Source organism: uncultured Campylobacter sp., from assembly GCF_938015785.1.
Classification (GTDB): Bacteria; Campylobacterota; Campylobacteria; order Campylobacterales; family Campylobacteraceae; genus Campylobacter_B.
On record NZ_CALLWC010000071.1, the window covers coordinates 20,387 to 37,574 of the forward strand.

The 17,188-nt window shown below is 48.5% G+C and carries 15 protein-coding genes and 2 pseudogenes; 15 read left to right on the plus strand and 2 right to left on the minus strand.

What is annotated here, in order from left to right; all coding sequences use genetic code 11:
• Window positions 1-8: 8 nt before the first annotated feature.
• The 5 genes from tyrS to Q0393_RS10320 all read left to right on the plus strand — a co-directional run bounded on the left by tyrS (window position 9) and on the right by Q0393_RS10320 (window position 5,813).
• Window positions 9-1,214 (plus strand): tyrosine--tRNA ligase, encoded by a 1,206-nt coding sequence (gene tyrS / locus Q0393_RS10300; RefSeq protein WP_177389336.1) that lies wholly within the window; start codon window positions 9-11, stop codon window positions 1,212-1,214.
• On the plus strand, window positions 1,214-2,302 hold the full coding sequence (locus Q0393_RS10305) for a nitronate monooxygenase (RefSeq protein WP_298979985.1): 1,089 nt from the start codon (window positions 1,214-1,216) through the stop codon (window positions 2,300-2,302). The genes tyrS and Q0393_RS10305 overlap by 1 nt, the downstream gene beginning before the upstream one ends.
• Window positions 2,286-4,088: an N-acetylmuramoyl-L-alanine amidase gene (locus tag Q0393_RS10310; RefSeq protein ID WP_298979986.1), complete on the plus strand. Its 1,803-nt coding sequence runs from the start codon at window positions 2,286-2,288 to the stop codon at window positions 4,086-4,088. The genes Q0393_RS10305 and Q0393_RS10310 overlap by 17 nt, the downstream gene beginning before the upstream one ends.
• Before the next feature lie 658 nt (window positions 4,089-4,746).
• Window positions 4,747-5,490 (plus strand): hypothetical protein, encoded by a 744-nt coding sequence (locus Q0393_RS10315; protein ID WP_298979987.1) that lies wholly within the window; start codon window positions 4,747-4,749, stop codon window positions 5,488-5,490.
• A complete protein-coding gene (locus Q0393_RS10320; protein ID WP_297961077.1) occupies window positions 5,487-5,813 on the plus strand; it encodes a hypothetical protein in 327 nt (108 codons plus the stop codon). The genes Q0393_RS10315 and Q0393_RS10320 overlap by 4 nt, the downstream gene beginning before the upstream one ends.
• A 106-nt stretch (window positions 5,814-5,919) precedes the next feature.
• On the opposite strand, the gene Q0393_RS10325 is transcribed toward Q0393_RS10320, so the two are convergent.
• On the minus strand, window positions 5,920-7,026 hold the full coding sequence (locus tag Q0393_RS10325) for an FtsW/RodA/SpoVE family cell cycle protein (protein ID WP_005872296.1): 1,107 nt from the start codon (window positions 7,024-7,026) through the stop codon (window positions 5,920-5,922).
• A gap of 53 nt (window positions 7,027-7,079) precedes the next feature.
• On the opposite strand from Q0393_RS10325, the pseudogene Q0393_RS10330 reads away from it, so the two are divergent.
• From Q0393_RS10330 to Q0393_RS10375, 10 genes and pseudogenes are all read left to right on the plus strand, one after another.
• A pseudogene (locus tag Q0393_RS10330) lies at window positions 7,080-7,709 on the plus strand (pseudouridine synthase); the annotation flags it as partial.
• A 693-nt stretch (window positions 7,710-8,402) separates the two neighbouring features.
• Window positions 8,403-8,729 (plus strand): annotated as a pseudogene (locus Q0393_RS10335) (RluA family pseudouridine synthase); the annotation flags it as partial.
• On the plus strand, window positions 8,659-9,324 hold the full coding sequence (locus tag Q0393_RS10340; RefSeq protein ID WP_297903939.1) for a fibronectin type III domain-containing protein: 666 nt from the start codon (window positions 8,659-8,661) through the stop codon (window positions 9,322-9,324). The pseudogene Q0393_RS10335 and the gene Q0393_RS10340, both read left to right, overlap by 71 nt.
• 3 nt (window positions 9,325-9,327) lie before the next feature.
• On the plus strand, window positions 9,328-11,370 hold the full coding sequence (gene trmB, locus Q0393_RS10345; RefSeq protein ID WP_298979990.1) for a tRNA (guanosine(46)-N7)-methyltransferase TrmB: 2,043 nt from the start codon (window positions 9,328-9,330) through the stop codon (window positions 11,368-11,370).
• Window positions 11,358-12,047, plus strand: coding sequence for a cell division ATP-binding protein FtsE (locus tag Q0393_RS10350; RefSeq protein WP_295152369.1), 690 nt, complete (start codon window positions 11,358-11,360; stop codon window positions 12,045-12,047). The genes trmB and Q0393_RS10350 overlap by 13 nt, the downstream gene beginning before the upstream one ends.
• Window positions 12,034-12,849, plus strand: a complete 816-nt coding sequence (locus Q0393_RS10355; RefSeq protein WP_297903943.1) for a hypothetical protein — start codon at window positions 12,034-12,036, stop codon at window positions 12,847-12,849. The genes Q0393_RS10350 and Q0393_RS10355 overlap by 14 nt, the downstream gene beginning before the upstream one ends.
• Window positions 12,846-14,228, plus strand: a complete 1,383-nt coding sequence (locus Q0393_RS10360) for a peptidoglycan DD-metalloendopeptidase family protein (RefSeq protein ID WP_298979992.1) — start codon at window positions 12,846-12,848, stop codon at window positions 14,226-14,228. The genes Q0393_RS10355 and Q0393_RS10360 overlap by 4 nt, the downstream gene beginning before the upstream one ends.
• A gap of 2 nt (window positions 14,229-14,230) precedes the next feature.
• Window positions 14,231-14,695 (plus strand): hypothetical protein, encoded by a 465-nt coding sequence (locus tag Q0393_RS10365; RefSeq protein ID WP_298979993.1) that lies wholly within the window; start codon window positions 14,231-14,233, stop codon window positions 14,693-14,695.
• A gap of 31 nt (window positions 14,696-14,726) precedes the next feature.
• Complete coding sequence (locus Q0393_RS10370; RefSeq protein WP_298979994.1) at window positions 14,727-15,542, plus strand: threonine/serine exporter family protein; 816 nt, start codon at window positions 14,727-14,729, stop codon at window positions 15,540-15,542.
• A 1-nt stretch (window position 15,543) separates the two neighbouring features.
• Window positions 15,544-16,035 carry a threonine/serine exporter family protein gene (locus tag Q0393_RS10375; RefSeq protein WP_298980005.1) on the plus strand — a complete coding sequence of 164 codons (492 nt, stop codon included), beginning with the start codon at window positions 15,544-15,546 and terminating at the stop codon, window positions 16,033-16,035.
• A 53-nt stretch (window positions 16,036-16,088) separates the two neighbouring features.
• Here Q0393_RS10375 and Q0393_RS10380 read toward each other — a convergent pair whose 3' ends face one another.
• Complete coding sequence (locus Q0393_RS10380; RefSeq protein WP_297902755.1) at window positions 16,089-17,039, minus strand: hypothetical protein; 951 nt, start codon at window positions 17,037-17,039, stop codon at window positions 16,089-16,091.
• Between the last annotated feature and the right edge of the window lie 149 nt (window positions 17,040-17,188).

Sequence of the window (17,188 nt, forward strand, 5' to 3'; positions counted from 1 at the left end):
GAGAGCAAATGGCTGACATTCAAGGCATTATGGAAAATTTCAAGCGTGGTGTCGCGGAGATCATCGGCGAAGAGCAAATAGAGGCACTGATTAGGCGCTATTACGACAGCGGCGAGGTCTTTTACGTCAAAATCGGCATGGACCCCACTGCTGCGGATCTGCACCTAGGTCACGCCGTCGTGCTAAATAAGCTTGCGTTTTTACAAAACCACGGCGCGATCGTGCAGTTTCTAATCGGCGATTTTACTGCTCAAATCGGCGATCCTACGGGTAAGAGCGAGACGCGCAAAAAGCTAGCGCGCGAAGTTGTGCTGCAAAACGCCAAAACCTACGAGCAACAGGTCTTTAAAATTTTAAATCCCGCAAAAACTAAGGTAATGTTTAATTCCGAATGGACCAACCGCCTGGGTGCTAGCGGAATGATCGAGCTATCAAGCACTTTCAATGTTGCCCGGATGCTCGAGCGCGACGACTTCGAGAAGCGCTACAAGGCAGAGCAGCCGATCAGCATCAGCGAGTTTATGTATCCGCTACTGCAAGGATACGACAGCGTTTGCATGAAATGCGATATAGAATTCGGCGGCACCGATCAGAAATTTAATCTTTTAATGGGTCGCCAGCTGCAAAGAATTTATGATGTCGGCAAAGAACAAAGCGTCGTGATGATGCCGCTTTTAGTAGGCACCGACGGCACAAATAAGATGAGCAAAAGCCTTGGTAACTACATCGGCGTAACCGATACGCCGCACGATATGTACGGCAAGGTGATGAGTATCAGCGATGCGTTAATGTGGGATTGGTATAATCTGCTAAGCCAAAAGAGCAGCGAAGATATTGAGCTAATAAAAGGCTTTGTGGCGGATGGCTCGATCCATCCTAAGGCGGTTAAGGAGGAGCTTGCCTCCGAGATCGTCACGCAATTTTATGACGAAAATACCGCCTTTGAAGCTAAGCAGGAATTTGACCGCGTCCACGGTGCTGGCGAGCTTCCTAGCGAGATCAAGGAATATCACGTAAGCTCGCCTGCATGGATCGTAAAGGCGCTCATCAGCTGCAAGCTCGCAGTCTCTAGCTCGGATGCGCGTAGGTTGATAAAATCAAACGCCGTCAGTATCGATCAAAATAAAATTTTAGATGAGCAGCTTCAGCTTAGCTCGGGCGAATACACGCTTCAAGTAGGAAAGAAAAAATTCGCTAAATTAAAGGTGGATTAATGAGTATAAAAATAGGCAAACACGAGATTGCACACCCGATAATTCAAGGCGGCATGGGACTTGGTATCAGCTGGGACAAGCTAGCCGGCAATGTCAGCCTAAACGGCTGTCTAGGCGTCATTAGCTCGGTCGGCACCGGCTACTACGAAAATCTTAAATTTGCCAAAAAATCGCTCGAGGGCAGACCCTATACGAGCGAGAATTTTTATAGCAAAGAGGCGCTTTTTGCCATCGTACAAAACGCCCGTAAAATTTGTGGCAATGCGCCTTTGGGGATGAATGTAATGTGCGCGGCGAACGACTACGAGCGCATCGTGCGCGACACGTGTGAGGCAGGCGTCGACGTTATCATTAGCGGCGCGGGACTTCCTACCAATCTGCCGGAATTTACGGCAGATTTCCCGAACGTCGCGCTCGTACCCATCGTCTCCTCCGCCAAGGCTCTTAAGATCATCGCCAAACGCTGGAAGCAGCGCTATAACCGCATTCCGGATGCCGTAGTGCTCGAAGGCCCTCTTAGCGGCGGGCATCAGGGCTTTACCTACGAGCAGTGCGGCGATCCCGCGTTTGCGCTAGATAATCTAATCCCACAAATAAAAGCGGAAATCTCGCAATGGGGCAGCTTCCCGCTATTTGTCGCAGGCGGAATTTGGGATAAAACTGACATCGATCGCGTGAAATCTTTGGGTGCGGATGGCGTACAGATGGGTACGCGCTTCATCGGCACCTTTGAATGCGACGCCGCGGAGGAATTTAAGCAGGTGCTTCTTAATGCCAAAAAAGAGGACATCCGGCTTCTAAAATCGCCCGTAGGCTATCCCGCGCGCGGCATTCATACCAATCTGCAAGATATGATCGCCGCAGGCACGGCGCCCAAAATCCGCTGTATCAGCAACTGCGTAAGCCCATGCGAGCGCGGCAAAGGCGCTAACGCCGTAGGATACTGCATCGCCGACCGCCTAAGCGACGCATATCTGGGCAAAACGCAAAGCGGCCTGTTTTTCACCGGCGCGAACGGATGGCGATTAAACGAGATAATATCCGTGAAGGAATTGATAGAAAAACTTGTAAATGGCGAAGATAGTTAAAATTTTTCTAATCGCGGCTTTTAGCTGCGTATTGGCGTTTGGAGCTTCCAGCGAGGCGTTTTTTGCGAAATTCGACAAGGATTTCATCGTAGCGACGCCGAATTACAAGCGCTCGCTGCACAAAGAGCTAAAATCGCTCTACCAAGGCACGTCCGATAAAGAGGTCCGCATCAAAGCGCTAAAGAGGTTGATTTATAGCTCGAAAAATTTAGGGCTTGACTCCTCGCCTTATGAATCTGCGCTAGCCAAATTACAGGGCAAAGCAAGCGATAGCAGCACGCATTCTAAAAAGCTCAAAGATGAAAACGCAAAAAATTCCAAAAGCTCGGACGAGAAAAATACTTCAAATTTAGCGCATAGCTCCAAAGCCTCCGCCTCAAAAAACTCTAAGAATTCAAAAAATTCCACTTCCAAAAATCTCAAAAAGACGCGCGCGCCAGAAGAAGCCGATCTAAGCTCGCTATCTAAAGAAGATTTGGAATTTTTACGCTCAACTAGACCGATCGGCGCGAATGAGGCTGTAGACGCCCAAGAGGACGATGGCGGCGAGGACGCAATCGCGCAAAACGAGCATGACGAGGAGTCCGCAGATCAAAGCAGCGAGCTTAGAAAAAGCAGCGTCAAAAAAGCGGACAAAAACGCCCAGCTTGCGTTAAATTCTCTGCGCGGCGATAAAAACGAGATCGTGCTTGAGTTTAACCGCGATCTAAGCCAGAGCGATTACAAGGATTTCACCATTGCAAGCAACGATCATTTCCGCTTCGTGATTGATTTTAGCGCGCGGCAAAAGTCACAAAAAACGCGGCTTAAAGATAGCTTGGTTAGCGATGTACGCGTCTCGCAATACAACGATAAGACCGTACGCATTGTACTTAGCGACCCGAAAGAATTCAACGCAAACGTTGAAATTAGCGGCAATATGATGATTTTAAGTACGGCTGAAGGCTTAAAAGCCGCAAAATCTGCGCGCGCAGAAAAAAACAAGGATCAAAAATCAGGGCGCAAGCGCGAACGCGAGCAAGATAGCGAGCCGCAAATCAGCACAATAGATGATTCGCAAGGTGCCAAAACCGCGTCCGTAGCCGCCGGTAAAATTTACAAATCCACTAAGGGCAAGCTCATCGTAATAGATCCGGGTCACGGCGGCAGCGATTCTGGCGCGGTCGGAAACGGGCTGAAGGAAAAAAACGTCGTGCTAGCCACATCCAAAAAGCTCGGTGCGCTGCTTACCAAGCGCGGCTATAAGGTGCTTTATACGCGCAGCACCGACGTGTTTATAAATTTAAGGTCGCGCACCGCTTTCGCCGCTAAAAGAAATGCTGATATGTTTATTTCGATCCACGCAAATGCCGCTCCTAACGCTAGCTCAGCACTTAAAATGAGCGGCGTGGAGACATTTTTCTTAAGCCCGGCTAGAAGCGAGCGCAGTAAAAATGCCGCCGCGCTCGAAAACAGGGGCGATTTGGAGGATATGAATACCTTCTCGAAGCAGACCTTCCTAAATTTTTTAAACCGCGAGAAGATAATCTCTTCAAACAAGCTTGCCATCGATATTCAAAGCTATATGCTAAGCTCGGTCAAAAAGAGCTTTTCAAGCAGAGACGGAGGCGTGCGCGAGGCGCCATTTTGGGTGTTGGTGGGCGCTACGATGCCCGCGGTGCTCGTGGAGATGGGCTACATCACGCACCCGCAGGAGGGTAAAAATTTAGGCAAAAGCGCCTATCAAGATCGCATCGCCCAAGGCATCGCAAACGGCGTGGACGCGTACTTTCAGAAAAACAAGTGATGAAATTTTACGCGCTGCGCATTTTGCGAGCAAAATAAAATTTTATTTCGGCGCGAGATTTACTCCGCAGATATAGTTTAGCGGGCACAACGGACTTGCATATAAACAGAGCACGGAGGCGGTAAATTTAAAATTTAAAGCCCGCCGCGCTAAATTTAAAGCAAAACGTGCGGGCGCTTGCATGCAAAATTCGCTCGCGTGCAAAATATCTACTGCGGGTAGATAAATTTTTACGAAGCGTCTTGCGGCGCCACGAGCTAGGGATATATGCAGCTTAGGCGCGGAATTTTAACGCGGCTCGGCATAAAATTTTAAAGCACGGACTTGGCGCTGCTCTACGCAGCAGAGTGCGGCTGTCGGTAAATTTACCGACAGAATCGCATTTAAGCCGCGCAAAAATAGCGATTTTATCGCGCTAACGCAAGTCGTGTTTCAAACCGCGTCCGCGCAATTAGGATTGTACTTTAAGTCATGAGTATGTGTATCACTCAAGCCACGCTTAGCGGCGCAGTGGCGTCCTGAAATTTTGCGCGCAGAGCGCACGATATTTGCGTAATGCTGCGAACGCGGCAGTTACAGCGTGCCGATGCCTGCGCTCTATGTGCATTAAAGGTGCAGCTGAATCGCAAATTTAAAGATAAAATTTAAAAGGTCCAAAATGAAAAAAATCGTATTTTTGATCCTGCTTTTCGCAGCCGTTGCGCTCGCACTCTACGTCACTTCGCGCGTCAATCCAAATCTTTTCGCCGAAATCAAAATCCTAGGCGCGCTACTAAACGCCACGATATTCGGCGTCGCGCTCATCGCCTTAGCGATCGGCGAGAAGGAGCTCGTGCGCTTCCCGTTTCTTACCGCCTCGCTGCTGGCGCTGTTTTCGGGGCTAGTGGAGGGCGTGCTGCTCTTTGAAAACCGCTACTACATCGCGATCACGGCGGTAGCGTTCGTCGCCTTCGTCTTTTATCTGCAGATCAGACACAAAAGATTTTCAAATAAAGCTTATGAAAATTCTGCGGACGAGGGCTCTAAAAATTTAGACGAGGGCGCAAATTTAAAAAACGCGGATTCTGATGACGCAAAAGAGGCCCAGGAGCCGCAAAGCAAAGATGCTACGGCAGATGAAATTTTAAACTTTAAAAGCGGCGGCGAAATTTTAAATTCTCAAAGCGAGGATGAAATTTTAAACTCCAATGACGATCTCGGTGAAAATTTCGCAAGCGGCGCCGGTGAAAATTCTACGCATCGCGCCGGTGAAATTTCCGAAGAAAATTTTAAAATTTCAAACGGCGGCGCGGGCGAAGGCGGCGAGAGCAAAAATTCCGCGCAAAATTTCAATCAGGGCGGTGAAAATTCCAAGCTAGGCTCGAACGAAAATTCCGCGGACGACGCAAGGCGCGATAGATGATCAAATCCGCGCTGATCGCGCTTGCGGTGATATTTTTGCTGCTTTTAAATTTAGCCAATCTCTTCGGCATGACACGCATAAGCGGGCCGGTGCCTGCGATGATCTGGTTTGCGATCAGCTTCTGCGGGGTTTTTTACCTATACAAATTTTGCGGCGCAAAGCCCGTCGCAGCGCGGATCGGGATCTTTGCCGTGGCTTTCGTAGGCGGATTTTTCACAAGCGTTTTGTACTACGGATTTTTTAATTCGCAAACTTTGGAATTTGCCTTTACATACGCCCTTTTTGCGGTGGTTTTTACGCTCGGTATAGGCGTGATTTTGTAGCGAGCTTTAAAAATTTAGTGCCCCGCTTAAAATTTCGCCGCCGAAGCTCAAAATAAACTCGCGCGATTTTGTAGAATTTTAAAATTTATCCGTGCGAGCGCTAAATTTACATCCTGATCTTGTAGGTTTTGTAGTTATCCTTCATTCTAAACGTCAGCAAATTTTGTAAAATTCCAAAGAGGATCATAAAGGTGATAAAGCTGCTGCCGCCGTAGCTGAAAAACGGCAGCGGCACGCCCACGACGGGCGCGAAACCCACTACCATCGAGATATTAACGCCCGTGTATATGAAAATGAGCGAGGCAAGCGCGCTCGTAAAGACCCGTATCAGATAATCGCTTTTGAAATCGTAGTTCAGGCTCAGCAGATGCAGTATCAGCAGCGCATACAGCGCGATCAGCGCGGCAGCCCCCACGAAGCCGAAGCGCTCGATCGTATAAGCGAAGATAAAATCGCTCGTCGCAATCGGTAGAAATTTAAAGTGCGTCTGCGTCGCTTCATCCTTATCCTTGCCGTAGATGCCGCCGTTTCCAATAGCGATGATCGCCTGCTTGACCTGGTAATTGGGCTCCTCGCTGATGAAATCGGCGATGCGCTTTTTTTGATAATCGTGCATGTTTTCGTACAAAATCGGCGAGCTGGCCACAAAAACGATGATCAGCGTAAGCCAAATTTTTTTATCGACGCCGATAATAAAAAGGATTGCAAATCCCGTCAAAAAAAGTATCGCGGCGGTGCCTAGATCGGGCTCTTTCGCGATCAGAACAAAAGGCAGAAGTATGTAAAAGCTAAGGCGCAAAAAATCCTTCAGCCCGTAGCCGTTTTTCGGCGGCGGATTTTTGTGTATCAGATACATCAGCATCAGGATAAACGCGGGCTTCATCACCTCGCTCGGTTGCAGCGTAAAATGCACGAAAGGAATCTCCAGCCAGCGCCTAGCTCCTAGCTTGCTAACGCCGAAAAAATCGACGCTGAGCAGCAATATGATATTTGTCCAATAAAATATCGGTATGAGATATAAAAATTTGCGTATCGGAAAGAGAAAAAATAGAGTAAAAACGGCAAATCCTACGCCGAAATAAACGACTTGTTTCGAGGACAGCACGTCGTTTGCCTCGCTTATTAAAACGTATGAAAAAACCACTATCGGCACGATTAAAAAAGGTTGAATGAAATCAAAATATGCTAAAATCTTTTTGTCAATTTTAAACAACGCTTAATCCTAATTAAAATTTTGACGTAAGAATAGCCAAAAAAGGTATAAATTTGGATAATCTAATAGCACAATGCAGCGAAAGGCTCGACGTTTTTTTAAGCTCGCAGCTTGGAATTTCGCGCAATCAAATATCAAGCTTAATCAAATCCGCAGCGGTCAGAGTGAACGGAGCCGTGCAAACTAAGCCCGGCTACAAGCTATCCGCGGGCGAGCTAGTACGTATCGACTACCCCGCGCCCGCGCCGCAGCAAATGAGCGCGGAGAGGCTAAACTTCGATGTTGAAATTTTATACGAGGATGATGATCTGCTCGTGGTGAATAAGCCTGCGGGCCTTACCGTTCACCCCGCCGCAAGCGTCAAAGAGCCCACGCTCGTGGACTGGCTCAAGTCCCGCGGCTATCTGCTTTCCACGCTCGGCGGCGAGCTTCGCGCGGGCATCGTGCACCGCCTGGATAAACTCACCAGCGGCGCCCTACTCGTCGCCAAAAACAACGCCGCGCACGCCGCGCTCTCGGCGCAACTAAGCGACAAGAGCATGGGGCGGATATACCTCGCGCTCATCGACCTGCCGCTGAAAGAGCCCTGCGTGATCGAGCGCCCGATCTCTCGCAACCCTGCAAACCGTCTAAAAATGGGGATCGTGCCCGGCGGACGCAGCGCAAAGAGCGCGTTTTATGAAATTTTAAGCGGAGCGGAACTAACGGAGCTTCAAAACTCCGCCGAGAAATGCGATAAAATTTTAAGTACGAGCGCGGACGATGGTACAGCTGCGGGTAAGAGCACAAGCACGGATAAAATTTCAGCCACCGATAAAATTTTAGCTGCGAACGCAAGCGCAAGTAGAATTTCGGCTAAGGACAAAATTTCTGGTGACGCTACGGATAAAATTTTAGATGTCGATAAAATTTTAGACGCAACCACAGATATGGGCAAAATCTCGGCTATGTATGCGGACGAGGATAAAATTTTAAACGCTAACAGGGACGCAGATACGAGTAAAATTTTAGCGACCGACGTAAGCACGCGCGGGAATAAAATTTTAAATGTAGGCCTAACTGCGGGCGTAGATAAAATTTCGATTACCAACGTAAGCGCGAGCAAGAATGCGGGCATGGATGAAATTTTAAACGACTATGCAGGCGCGAATAACGCGGATGAAATTTCAAATAATTGCATGCGGAGTGCGGATAAAATTTCAATCCAAAGCGCAGATAAAATTCCAAGCAGCCGCGCGGATAGCGCAGATAAAATTTTAACCGCCAAAATGAGCGCGGATCAAACCCGCCCCGCCCGTCTCGCCGAGAATAAATTTTTAAATTTTAAAAATCCCGCTCAAAACCAAAACCTGCCGCCGATAAACCTAAAGAGCTTTAATCTTGTCGCGGCAAAGCTCTTCACGGGTCGCACGCATCAGATCCGCGTGCATTTAAGCTCGATAAATCGGCACATTTTGGGCGATCATTTATACGGATTTAAGAGCGAAAACGCTAAAATTAGCAGGATTTTGCTCCATGCCTATTTGCTCTATTTCATCCATCCGCGAAGCGGCAAAGAGGTGAAAATATGCGCGGGCTTGCCGAGCGAATTTCTAAATTTTACGACAAATCAAAAGGTAAAGGATGAAATTTATGAAAAAATTTTACCGACTAACGTTGAGTGCTACTTTAGCGATACTAGCGGGTGGCTGCGCTATGTCTAGCGCGCCTAGCGCAAGCGACGAAAGCCTGCCGCGCGTAGAGGGCATTAGGACGATCACGAGCGACAATGAGATTGGGCTTGAGTGGCCTAGATACGACAGCAATACCGCCGTACTGGGCTTTGTCGTTTACCGAGCGCCGGCAAGCGGCGGCGAAGCCAAAAAGATCGCCACCATCGCAGATCCATACTCCACTCACTACGTAGATACGAGGCTGCAGCCGGGCACTTCGTATAAATATACGGTGCGCACATACGGCGCCAAGGGCGTTTCGGCTCCTTCTCCGGTCGCTATCGCAAGCACGGCGAAGATGTTAGAGTCCGTGCCGTTTGCGCAGGCGATCTACGGGCTTCCGGGCCGCGTTAAGATCATCTGGCGCCCGCATCCGGATCTTCGAGTAAGCTCTTATCTAATCGAGCGCCGTCCTAAGGGAGGCGAGTCGTGGAGCACGATTAAAGAGGTTCGCGGCAGACTTAGTGCTGAATATATCGATAATATCGATTACGGCGAAGGATATGAATACCGCATCACCGTCAAAACCGAAAACGGAGAGCTGTCCAAGCCTAGTGCAGTCATTGCCGCAGCGCAGGCAGAATAAAGCTTGCCGAATTTCATAACCCAAAGCGTGAGCCTGCCGCCGCTGCCGGCTAGATTCGGCGAAGTCGAATTTTTAGAGACGGCGCGCGGCAGAAATTTAATGCTCGTGCGAACCAAAAGCTTTGATAGCGAGTTTTTTATCATCGTAAAGCCCAGCGGCGACAAGGTGATAGTAAAGGGCGAAAAGATTACCAAACCCGCTAAGATCGGTCATCTGCAACGAGCACTCGAAATTTTTAAAGAGCGCTTCTGCGGGCAGATCATCTCGCAGGCATTTGCTTACAAAGACAGCTCGCTTACCGAAAAAACGCCGCTGATTTTGGGCGAGAATAAAATTTTATCCCTCGTAAAAAGCTCTAAATTTAATAAAATTTTCATCGAGATCGGCTTCGGCTCGGGCAGACACCTGCTTCATCAAGCGCGCTCAAATCAAGACGCGCTGCTAATCGGCATTGAAATTTATAAGCCCGCGATCGAACAGGTCGCAAAGCTAGCGATCCGCGAGGGGCTGCAAAACATTGCCCTGATTGCCACCGACGCACGGGTTTTGCTGAGCCTGCTTCCTGCGGGCTGCCTGCAGCGCGTATTTTTGCACTTCCCCGTGCCGTGGGACGACGCGCCGCACCGCCGCGTCATAAGCGACGAGTTCGCCTCGCAGATCGCACGCACGCTCGGGCGCGGCGGCCGCTTCGAGCTTCGCACCGACAGCGAGGAGTACTTCCTCTACGCGATGCAAAAGCTCTCGCCCTACGTGCAGCGCAAAGCGGGCGAAATTTCACACTTCAAAAACCGCGACGCCGCCGTAGCGAGCAAATACGAGGATAGATGGCGCAAAATGGATAAGGATATCTACGATCTGATCTATGAGAACAAAACCGCGGGCCAGGCCGAGCCGCAGCGGTTTGAGATGGAATTTTTAAAATTTGACGCGGCGGCAATCGCGCGAAATTTTAAAAATTCCACCTTCAAAGGCGAGGATTTTTTCGTGCATTTTGAGGAAATTTTTTACTTCGACGCGCAAAAAAGCTTGGAGGCAGGCGGAACTTGCGCGGCGGACGGCGTGAATTTAAGCAGCGCGGACGAAGCGATGAACGACGAGGCTATAAATTTAGACGCGACGCGCGGCGGAAATTTAACCGAGCGCGCGAGCATGGATGAAATTTCGTTAGGCGGCAGCAAAATTTTAGCTACGACAGCGGGCGATAAAATTTTAGCTTGCGCGAACGCTGCGCAAATTCTAAAAAAAGCAAGCGTCGCGCCAAATACAAACCGCGCGGATAAAACGGGCGCAAAAGACGGCGTAAATTTAAACGATGATCGCTTGAGCGCAAAGGGCGTAAATTTAGCGAGTGACGCTCCCGTCACAGCAAGCGCTAAATTTAGTCGCCCCGCCCCGAGCGAAAAGCGCGCTTTAGCCTGCGAGCAGATCGCAACAAGCAGCGCGCCAAATGCTAGCGACACGGAGGGTGCGCTTGCAGCTATCGATACGACAGGCGCAAGCACTACACCCGCAGCGATCGGCACAATAGATGCAAGCAATATGCCGAATTTGGACGGCTCATTCGCGGCGACCCGTGCAGCAAAAGCAAGCTCCGCATCAAATGTAATCCGCGCAAACGAAGCAAACGTTACGAAAATTCCAAAAAAAGCAAGCGTCTTACTTTGCAAAAATGAGCCGCAAGCCGAACTGAAAAACGAGCTAAACCACGCTGCTGAACCGCAAGCAGAATTACAAAATAAGTCAAATTCTATCAAGTCGCAAGTCGGTCGCCAAAGCGAGCCAAACCATGACGAGTTGCAAGCCGAACACCAAGGCAAATTAAATCGTGCCGAGCCGCAAGACGAACGGCAAAACAAGCCGTGCACCGCCGAGCCGCAGGACGTGCTAATCCTGCTTTCACTCGGGGCATTCGACTTTCCGCAGCAGTGTTTCATCCGCGCAAACGCAAGCGGTACGCGCTACTTCATCCGCCGCCCGCTTCCTACGCGCGAAAACCACGCGGCACATCAAAAAATTTCGGAGATATTTTCACAATGGCAGAGATAACGGACGATTACAACATCATCACCGCAGCGGGCCTCACGCTAGGCTACGAAAAGGCGGGCGCGGTCATCCAAGACGCGAGTTTCGGCATCGGCGCGAAGGACTTCGTCATCATCACGGGCAAGAGCGGCAGCGGCAAATCCACGCTGCTTAAGTCCTTCTACGGCGGCATCGACATCATCGGCGGCGAGTTGAACGTCTGCTTGTGCGATTTAAAGGGCATCACAAACTCCGATCTGCGCACCCTGCGCCAGCGCATCGGCATTATCTTTCAAAACTACCGCCTGATCAACGAATGGACGATCGAGCGCAACATAATGCTTCCGTTAATGATAATGGGCTACAATCAGCAGGTCTGCCAAGACCAAGCTAAAAAGCTACTGCGCCACGTCGAGCTCGGGCACAAAATGGGCAAGTATCCGCTCGAGCTTAGCGGCGGCGAGCAGCAGCGCGTGGCTTTGGCGCGTGCGATGGCGCATAATCCGCGGCTACTGCTGTGCGACGAGCCTACGGGAAATTTGGACGACTACTCCAGCGCCATTATTTGGAATTTGCTACGTTCGGCGTGCGAGTCGTGGAACGCCTGCGTCGTTATCGTGACGCACAAAATGCCCGCCACGCTGCGTTTTAGGCACCGACATTTTGAGATTAAGGACGCTAAAGTAAATGAAATCGATTAAAACCCATTTCGGCGTGATCTTTTCGCTCGTCGCGCTGCTTTTTTCAGTGCAGTTTGGAATTTTTATGAGTAACCTAACCAAAAGCTACGAGCGCTCGATCCAAAACGAATACAACATCGTGCTAGTCTCCAAAACTCCGCTCAGTCTGCAAGACGCGCAAAAAGCGGTGCCTAAAATCAGCTCGATTAGCGAAATTTCCACAGCGGGCATCACCGAGCGTCTGAAGGGTAAAATTTCACAAAATGCCTTTGCCGAGCTTAGTAAAAATTTGCCTAAATTTTATAGCGTCAAGCTCGAAAGCTTCCCCGACGCAGCGCAGCTTGCCAAGATCGAGCAGGATCTAAAATCCATAGGCTCGCTCACGCGGGTTGAAATTTTTAAAAAGACCCACGATGAAATTTTTAAAATTTTACTGCTTATCAAAAGCCTCGTTTACGGCTTTGCGTTTCTCATCGTGCTTTTAGGCGTGATGCTAATCCACCGCCAGATGCGTATTTGGGTTTACGAGCACAAAGAGCGCATCGAGATCATGGAGCTTTTCGGCGCGTCGTTTCTGATAAAAAGCGGCAAGCTCTACCGAATGGCGATAATAGACTCCTTCATCGCCACGCTGATCGTGACCTGCTTTTATATAGCGCTTCCTTCTTGGGAGGTGTTTTCGACCACGCTTAAGGGTATCGGCGATCTACGCACCGCCATAGTGCTGCCTTACGACGCGTTGATCCTTTTAGGCGTGGCTTTAGCGCTATCTATAATCGCGGTAAGTTTTGTGATGCTGCAAATCGGAAATAAACGAGCATGAAAAGGGCTTTTTTAGCGCCGCTTCTTGCGCTGGGGCTTGCCGCGGCTCTTACTTATGCCGCGCCCACAAAGGGTCAAAGCACGAAAGATAAGATCGCCAAAGCGGGTCAAGAGCTCAAAAGCTCGCAAAAGGAGGGGATGCAACTCTCGCAAAAGATCGATGAGATTGCAGGCCAAATCGTAAAGGAGCAGGAGGGCTTTAAAAAGCGCGAGGGCGAGATCAAACAGCTAAGCGATGCGATCGAGGGCTTAAAAGATCAATACGCCGCCGAAGCGCAGGAGCTTGAAAAGCTTAATAGCCAAAACGTCACGCTTCTTAGCGTGCAAAACGATCTAGAAAGCAAGATCGCAAGCGTGATCTCGCAAGAGCTATCATTTGATCTCATCACCGACGTAAATTCCACCACCACGCCCGATTCTATCATGGCTAGCGAAATTTTAGAAGGGCTTGGCGTCGTTATGAACGACGAGCTGAAGGGGCTGATCAAAGACTACGAAAATAATCAAAATTTTATCAACGAGCAGAACAAAAAGATCAAATCGATCCAGGCGAGCATGGCGGGCTACGACAAGAAAAAAACCGAGCTTAACGCTAAACAAACTACCCAAAAAGAAAAGCTCGCGCAGATGAAAAAGGACAAAGAGGACTACATCGCGAAGCTGGAGAAGATAAACGACGAACAAGACGCCATATCTAAGACCTTGCAGGAGCTTAAGATCATCGACGATGCGGAGGAAAAAGCCAAAGCGCAGAAGGAGGAAGCGACGCGCCAAGCAAAGCTTGAAGCGCAGAAGCAAAAGGAGCGCCAGGCGCGCGAAAAAGAGTACGCCAAAGCAAAAGCGGCAGCAAAAAAGGCGGGCAAGCCTGAGCCTGCGCCTCCTAGCGAGCCCGAGCCAGAAGTGAGCGAGCCAGCGGATGAGCGCGTAAGTAAGATCAACCAAAAAGTCAAGCAGTACGGCTCTAGCTATCAGTCCTCGCGCGTCAAAAAATACAGCGGAGCCAAGACCGCAGCGCCTTTAAACGGCGCGTATTTGAAGCGAAAATTCGGCAACTACAACGATCCTGTGTATAACATCAAACTTTTCAACGAAAATATCGTGCTAGGCTCAAACAGCGGCGACACGCAGGTTAAGGCGGTGCTGCCGGGTAAAGTGGTCTTTGCTAAAGAAACCGCCGTGCTCGATAAGGTCGTGATCCTAGAGCACAGCGGCGGCATCCACACGATCTACGCGCATCTAAATCAGATCCCGCCTACCGTGCGCGTCGGCTCCAACGTCAAAAAGGGCTACATCATCGGGCGTATCGGCTCAGATCTGACCTTTGAAGTGACGCAGCAAAACTACCACATCAACCCGCTTGATCTCATCAGCTTGAGGTAAGCGTGAAAAATTCTAAATTTAGCGAATCTTGCGAGGATGCCGAAAGTTTAAATTTAAGCAAGCAAAGCTCGGCCTGCGAGTTAAATTTAGATGAGGAGAATTCTTTAAAAAAGCGGAATTGCGCCGCTTCAAATTTGAGCGATGAAAGCTCTGTGGCGGCGACAAAAAATCCTAGCGGCGAGAATTCAACCTCGGCGTTAAATTTGAATGACGTAAATTCCAAAGTGACGTTAAATTTGAACAATCAAAATTTAAGCAGTCAAAATTTTACTGCTACAAGCGATGTCGCCGCGTCAAATTTAGATAGCGAGAATTCCGCCACGGGCGCTACTGCGTTAAATTTTAAAAATAAAAATTCCGCGACGGCGGACATCATAGCGACATCAAAAACGATGGCGGGCGCCGCAAAAACAGGAAGCTACAACGAGCGCCGTAGAAGCAAAAATGACAAAAGCAGCGCAAAATGATATTGAGATTACAAGGGTAGCGGAGGAAATAATGATAGCAGAGATAGCACCGACAAAAGAAGCGGAAGCGGCGAGGCCGCAAATCCAAGAGCTCACCAATTTTCTTAGTGAATACACCGCCAAGATGCTTAGTATCGGCACTTACACCGTGCGCATCGAGCGCTGCGTGCGCAGGATAGCAGGCGCTTACGGCTATGAGGCGAGCCTGATGATCTTCGTGCGCCACTTCATCATCAGCGTGATGGAACCTGCGGACAACTCCATCCGCCGCACCTACGTCAAAACGGGCGCTGCAGCGCAGATCAGCTTCGATCTGATCTCTGAGCTAAGCGCACTTAGCTGGGAAATTTACGACGAGAAAATCCCCCTTGCGCGCGCCAGAGCCGCATTTGCAGAAATTTTAGCCTCGCAAAAGAAAAGCTTCGCCAAAACTCTCGTTTTGCTAAGCGTCGCAAATGCCGCATTCTGCGAGCTTTTCGGCGGCGATAGCGGCGCGATGGCGCTCGTTTTTGCGGCTACGGCTTTTGGAATTTGCGCCCGCTATCTGCTTAGCAGGCTCAAAATCAATCTAAAAATCCAATACATCGCCGTTTCGTTCGCAGTCTCATTTATCGTCTCGCTAGGCGCTCGCTACGGGCTTAGCGCCACACCCGACGTCGCTGTGGGATCGAGCATATTGTTTTTGATCCCGGGCGTCTGGCTGATCAACTCGGTATTTGACATCCTAAACGAAAATATGCTCGTAGGCATCAGCAGAGGGCTGAACACGGGGCTTTTGATCATCTGCATCGCGATCGGGCTCTTTCTGACGCTTAGCATCTCAAATTTGGGGCTTGTAAATGTTTGATATAGCACTTTCGGTATTTAAGGACGCCTGCTTTGCCGCTGCGGCGGGGCTTGGGTTTGCGTATGCGTGCATGCCGCCAAAAAAGACGCTCGCCTTCTCGGCGCTGCTTGCGGCGGTTGCGCATTCGTGCAGGTTTTTGCTGATTCAAAGCCAAATTTTTTCGATCGCCGCCGCGACGCTTTTTGCGTCGTTTCTGATCGGCGTTTTGGGGATGCTCTGCGCCAAGCGCCTTAAGGTACCCGCAGAGATCATCGCCTTTCCTGCGCTACTTCCGATGATCCCGGGCATCTACGCCTATAAGGCGGTCTTGGCGCTGTTTTCTTATATCAGAGCCGTGGGCGCAGAGCATAAACTCGCTCATCTTATCTCGTTTTTCGATAACGCCCTTGCCACGGTCTCGATCTCGCTGGCGCTCGGCACCGGCGTTTCAATAACGCTGCTAATTTTCTACGAGCAATCCTTGATGATCACTCGCGGCGCAAGGGGCAAATAGCGCTAAATAAGAATTTTAAGTAGGCACGGCGGGTAAATTTTATAAATTCTATTTTATTGCTCTCGTTTTATCTCTTTGGTTTTTTCATCGTAATAATATCCTTGCTCCACACCCAGCAAATTATCTTTTATATCGTATTTATATGTATAATTTTCATCAAAAATACCTAGATAAAAAGCATACCTACTATATTTTCTACCTTCTAACTCAAAAAACGCTTTATACGGTTTTATATCTTTCTTTTTAAAGTTATATAAATTACAAAAGTTATCGTATTTTTTATCTATTAGGCTTACATACATATCAAAAAATAGCATGTCGGTTGGAATAGAAAAAATTTTATCATTAGGATATTTGTGGTCGTATATTTTAGGATTAATTTCATTTAAAAATATTTTTTCCGTAAATAACATATCAAATACATGTTTATCATTTTCTAATCCGCTAAAATATAATTTGTATTTTAAATTTCCATCCGACAAGATTAAACTATTATTATTTTCCCAGGGGTAAACAACTTCGCCTTTGAGCATGGACATATTTACAAAATCTTTGAAATTTGCTACGGCTTGTTTACCATTGCAAGCCCTGTCTCCCAAACTCATAAAATATTCTAAATTTATATTGTCATCTACAATGAAAAATTCGCAAGCTTTATCTGGGCGATTATTTCCACCGCATCTTTCCGCCAACCCGCTATAAAAATTATAAAATTCATCCTCTACTTTACCGTATTGTTTCTTTATTTTTCTTTCCATATCACGGAATTCCTCCGCTGAAATATTTATAGATTTATAGGTCTTTTTAAGCATGCACTTTAGTGCCCTATCCTTAAGCTGTATATCCGTAAGATTGCCATCTAGATCGCATACCCATTCATATGGATCGGTTTCAATTTTTTCGGCTGAATTTGGGTATTTATACTCCGCAATAATCGAAAGTATCGCGCACAAAGCGCATATTATTATGATGAAGACCAAGCACAGATAATATCTCGTTTTCAAATTTCGCTCCTAAAATTTTCCGCAATATACCTCACATATACTTAATCTACGATAATTTTAGTATGCCTCAAATATCGTTAAATCAGGGCTTTTCTTGATCCGCTTCGGCAAATTTCATCTCAATGCTTCGTAGGTATTAGGCTCTCTTG